This window comes from Amnimonas aquatica, from assembly GCF_002943415.1.
GTDB lineage: Bacteria > Pseudomonadota > Gammaproteobacteria > Pseudomonadales > Moraxellaceae > Perlucidibaca > Perlucidibaca aquatica_A.
The window spans coordinates 1-3,819 of the sequence record NZ_PTQZ01000177.1 but is presented as its reverse complement, the minus strand read 5'-3'; the positions used below and the strand labels follow the sequence as shown (position 1 = coordinate 3,819).

Sequence of the window (3,819 nt, the reverse complement as noted above, 5' to 3'; positions counted from 1 at the left end):
GCTTCTTCGCCGTGGAGGCCTTCTTCTGCGTGGTCTTCTTCTGGCTGGAGGCCTGGGCGGCTTCGGCCACCGACGGGGTCAGCAGGGTGGCCGGCACGGCCAGCGCGGCGGTCAGCACGGCTGCCATCAGCAGTCGCACCGCGCCATGGAAACGATTCATGAGCATGTGTTAAATCCGGGTTCGTCAGTCCAAGGCAGGCGGTGAAAAAGGGGAGATACTCACCCGGCCACCTGCGATTTCAATGCGTTCGCGCGTCTTCTTGAGGACGTCTTCATGGTTGCGAATGCACGGTGGTTATTTTGTAACACAAGAATCAATGGCTAAGATAGCGTGAAATTCGGCCATTGAGCGCCCTGCAGTGACCATACGTGTTGCCATCGTCGACGACCACAACCTGATCCGCCTCAGCCTGTCGCGCATGCTGGCGGACGTGCCCGGGCTGGAGATCGCCGGTACCGCGGGCAGTGGCGAGGAGGCCCTGCAGCTGGTGCGCGAGCAGCAGCCGCACGTGCTGCTCATGGACCTGATGATGCCGGGCATGGGCGGCCACGAGGCCAGCCTGCGGCTCATGAAGCAGTGGCCGGCGCTGCGCATCGTCATGCTCAGCGTCACCGAAGACGGCCCGCTGCCCGGGCGCCTGCTGCAGGCCGGGGTCGCCGGCTACCTCACCAAGGGCGCTTCGCTCGACGAGCTGGTGCTGGCCATCCGCCGCGCGGCCTGCGGGCAGCGCTATGTCAGTCCCGAGCTGGCGCAGGTGCTGGCCCTGCAGCAGCCGCAGGCGGAGACCGCCGGCAATCCCTTCGACTGCCTGTCGGAGCGCGAGCTGCAGGTGCTCATGCTGCTGGTGAAGGAAAAGCGCGTGCAGGATATCGCCGAGCAGCTCTACCTCAGTCCCAAGACCGTCAGCACCTACCGCAGCCGCCTGCTGCAGAAGCTCGGCGTGGACAACGACATCGCGCTGGCGCGGCTGGCGCTGCAGCACGGCGTGCTGGTCTGAGCGGATGAGCCGTGAGCGACCAGACCGACAGTCCTCCCGAGCAGGACCTGCCCACCGATGACGCCCGCCTGGCGGCCCTGCGCGCCCAGCTGCGCACGCTGCCGCAGCTGCCCGGCGTGTACCGCATGCTGGCGGCCGATGGCGGCGTGCTCTACGTCGGCAAGGCCAAGGCGCTGAAGTCCCGCGTCGGCTCCTATTTCCTCAAGCAGGTGGCCAGCCCCAAGACCCGGGCGCTGGTCGAGCGCATCCACGGCATCGAGATCACCATCACCGCCTCGGAGACCGAGGCGCTGCTGATGGAGCAGACCCTGATCAAGGCGCTGAAGCCGCCGTACAACATCCTGCTGCGCGACGACAAGAGCTACCCCTACGTGTTCCTGTCCGAGGCCGACACCTTCCCGCGCCTGGCTTTCCATCGCGGCGGCAAGCGTCAGAAGGGCCGCTACTTCGGCCCCTTCCCCGGTTCGGGCGCGGTGCGCGACAGCCTCAACCTGCTGCAGAAGCTGTTCCAGGTTCGCCAGTGCGAGGACAGCACTTTCCGCAACCGCGAGCGTCCCTGCCTGCAGTACCAGATCAAGCGCTGCCGGGCCCCCTGCGTGGGCTATGTCAGCGCCGACGATTACCGGCGCGATGTCGACAACACGCGCCTGTTCCTGGAGGGGCGCAACGAGGAGGTCACCGACAACCTGATCGCGCGCATGAGCATGGCTTCCGAGGCGCTGGATTTCGAGCGCGCGGCGGTCTACCGCGATCAGCTGGCGGCGCTGCGGCGCGTGCAGGAGCAGCAGTTCGTGCTGCGCGATGTCGGCTCGGCCGATGTCTTCGGCGTGGCGGCGCAGCCGGGCGGTGTCTGCGTGCATGTGCTGCAGGTGCGCGACGGCCATGTGCTGGGCGGCAAGGCCTGGTACCCGCCCTTGTTCGGCGAGACCGCGGTGACCGACATCCTCACCGAGTTCCTGCCGTCCTACTACCTGCAGGCGGCGGTGGGCGAGGCTGCGGGTGGCCGTGAGCTGCCGCGCGAGATCATCACGCCGGTGGAGCTGCCCGAGGCCGCGCTGCTGGCGGAGGCTGTGCGCCAGCAGTACGGGCGCGAGGTCGAGATCAGGTCGCGCGTGCGCGAGGCGAGGGCGGCCTGGCTGGAGATGGCGCAGCGCAACGCCGAGTCCGGGCTGGCCTCGACGCTGGCCAACCGCGGTCACATCGCGCAGCGCTTCGCCGACCTGCAGCGGGTGCTGGAGCGCGATGCGCCGGTGACGCGCATGGAGTGCTTCGACATCAGCCATACCATGGGCGAGGCCACGGTGGCGTCATGCGTGGTGTTCGACGGCCAGGGTCCGAAGAAGAGCGACTACCGCCGCTTCAATATCGAAGGCATTACCCCCGGCGACGACTACGCCGCCATGCACCAGGCGCTGACACGGCGCTACAGCCGCCTGCTCAAGGATGAAGCGGTGCTGCCCGACATCCTCTTCATCGACGGCGGCAAGGGTCAGCTGGCGCAGGCGGTGGATGTGCTGGCCGAACTCGGCGTGCACCAGGTGCAGCTGATCGGCATCGCCAAGGGCGAGGGTCGCAAGCCGGGCCTGGAGACGCTGCACTTCCCGGACGGCGGCACGCTGTCGCTGAGCGCCGACTCGCCGGCGCTGCACCTGATCCAGCATATCCGCGACGAGGCGCACCGCTTCGCCATCACCGGGCATCGCGAACGTCGCGCCAAGGCGCGCCGGACCTCGACGCTGGAAGGAATTCCCGGTGTCGGGCCGACGCGGCGGCGCGCGCTCATCCAGCACTTCGGCGGCCTGCAGGAGGTCATGCGGGCGAGCGAGCGCGACCTCGCCACGGTGCCCGGCATCAGCGCGACGCTGGCACAGGCCATTCATGCCGCCTTGCACAGCCACTGAAGTTACGGGATAGTCATGCTTGCAAGTCGCAAGGAGATGGCGTTGGCCACGCGTTCGCTCTGGAACATTCCCAATATTCTCACCGTGTCGCGCGTGGCGCTGATCCCGGTGCTGCTGGTGGTGGCCTATTCCCCGCTGATCTGGCGGCACGAGATCGCGGCCGTGATCTTCGCGGTGGCGGCGATCACCGACTGGTTCGACGGCTATCTGGCGCGCACCCTCAATCAGGGTTCGGCCTTCGGGCGCTTTCTCGACCCGGTGGCCGACAAGCTCATGGTGGCGGCGGCGCTGATCCTGCTGGTGGAGTGGCATTCGCACGTGCTCATGGTCATTCCCGCCATCGTCATCATTTCCCGCGAGATCACCATTTCCGCGCTGCGCGAGTGGATGGCCGAGATCGGCAAGCGCGCCCAGGTCGCGGTCAGCAGCATCGGCAAGTGGAAGACGGCGGCGCAGATGGTCTCCATCACCGTGCTGCTGCTCGACTGGGAAATCTTCAACGCGCTCGGCTGGGTGCTGCTGTACGTGGCCGTGGTGCTGACGCTGTGGTCGATGTGCGTGTACCTGCTGGCGGCCTGGCCGTCGCTGCGCGAAGTCGACTGAGGCCGGACCGGGGCGCAGGCCTGTGCCCCGGCGGGGTCGGCGTGGCCCCGAAACGACGAAGCCCCCGGATCTCGCGATCCGGGGGCTTCTGAATTTGGAGCGGGTAACGAGGCTCGAACTCGTGACCTCGACCTTGGCAAGGTCGCGCTCTACCAACTGAGCTACACCCGCTTGGTGCCTTTCTGTCATGAAGCATTCGCGTCAGGACAGGCGCGCATTTTATGCTGTCGCCGTGACCTGTCAAGGGCCGCCGCCAGCCTGGCGGCGTGATTGCGCAAATTTGCGCCAGGTCGCGCAAGGGGAGGGTGCCATGCCGC

At 67.3% G+C, this 3,819-nt stretch carries 3 protein-coding genes and 1 tRNA gene; 3 read left to right on the top strand and 1 reads right to left on the bottom strand.

From position 1 onward, the window contains the following. The first annotated feature begins 359 nt into the window (after positions 1-359). The 3 genes from C5O18_RS07350 (at position 360) to pgsA (ending at position 3,502) form a co-directional block, all read left to right on the top strand. Complete coding sequence (locus C5O18_RS07350; RefSeq protein WP_241146773.1) at positions 360-998, top strand: response regulator; 639 nt, start codon at positions 360-362, stop codon at positions 996-998. Between the two features lie 68 nt (positions 999-1,066). Beyond that, on the top strand, positions 1,067-2,899 hold the full coding sequence (gene uvrC / locus C5O18_RS07345; protein ID WP_105192794.1) for an excinuclease ABC subunit UvrC: 1,833 nt from the start codon (positions 1,067-1,069) through the stop codon (positions 2,897-2,899). 42 nt (positions 2,900-2,941) lie between these two features. Next, positions 2,942-3,502, top strand: coding sequence for a CDP-diacylglycerol--glycerol-3-phosphate 3-phosphatidyltransferase (pgsA, locus tag C5O18_RS07340; protein WP_206389783.1), 561 nt, complete (start codon positions 2,942-2,944; stop codon positions 3,500-3,502). Between the two features lie 95 nt (positions 3,503-3,597). Here the strand turns inward: pgsA and C5O18_RS07335 are convergent. Then, positions 3,598-3,673, bottom strand: a tRNA-Gly gene (locus tag C5O18_RS07335). Positions 3,674-3,819 lie beyond the last annotated feature (146 nt).